Raw genomic sequence first — 638 nt, forward strand, 5'->3', positions numbered from 1 at the left:
GCTCAAAAATCGGAGGATCGATGATGAGCAAGGCAAAGGCGGGCATTGTCACGTTGTCGAGGCGTTCGGGTAAGCTTGGCACATGAAAACCTCGTCTATCTACCGCGGCCATCGTTTCCCATCTGCAATCATCAGCCTAGCGGTTAGCGGTTAGCGGTGCGCTGGTACTTTCGCTTCTCGCTGAGCTTGCGCGACATCGACGAATTATTGCTCGAGCGCGGCGTGATCGTCAGCTACGAATCGATACGGCGGTGGTGCGATAAATTCGGCGCCCGGTTTGCCGCACATGTAAAGATCACCGGCCGTATCGCCAAAACGGTTCTGGTGCAAATAGGTAAGAGGGTTGAGAATGTTTTTACCTGTAGGATATCTTATCAAGCAGACAGAACTGCATTCCATACGGCAGGCAGAGCGGCATCCCTGAGACCGATTTTAGTCAGATCGAACTGGCCCTTGCGAATGCGATGCATCAATTCGATGCCTGAGACCGTTGCCAAGGCGTTTCTGAACCGTTTGAAGCCGAGCGTCACGTTCGTTCTGGACTTGATGTTTCGATGGTCCTGCTCAATCATATTGTTCAGATACTTCGAGGATCGGACCTTCGTGTGTTCAGGCAGTAGGCCATCGGCCTTCATCTC

General features: G+C 52.5%; 1 protein-coding gene and 1 pseudogene. One reads left to right on the plus strand and one right to left on the minus strand.

Annotation, left to right across the window (positions count from 1 at the left end):
- Window positions 1-82: 82 nt before the first annotated feature.
- A pseudogene (locus WM40_RS29405) lies at window positions 83-282 on the plus strand (IS6 family transposase); the annotation flags it as partial.
- Between the two features lie 92 nt (window positions 283-374).
- Here WM40_RS29405 and WM40_RS27310 read toward each other — a convergent pair.
- The coding region (locus tag WM40_RS27310) for a DDE-type integrase/transposase/recombinase (protein WP_046154690.1) at window positions 375-638 on the minus strand (264 nt) is incomplete at its 5' end.

It is taken from the genome of Robbsia andropogonis (genome assembly GCF_000970345.1).
GTDB lineage: Bacteria > Pseudomonadota > Gammaproteobacteria > Burkholderiales > Burkholderiaceae > Robbsia > Robbsia andropogonis.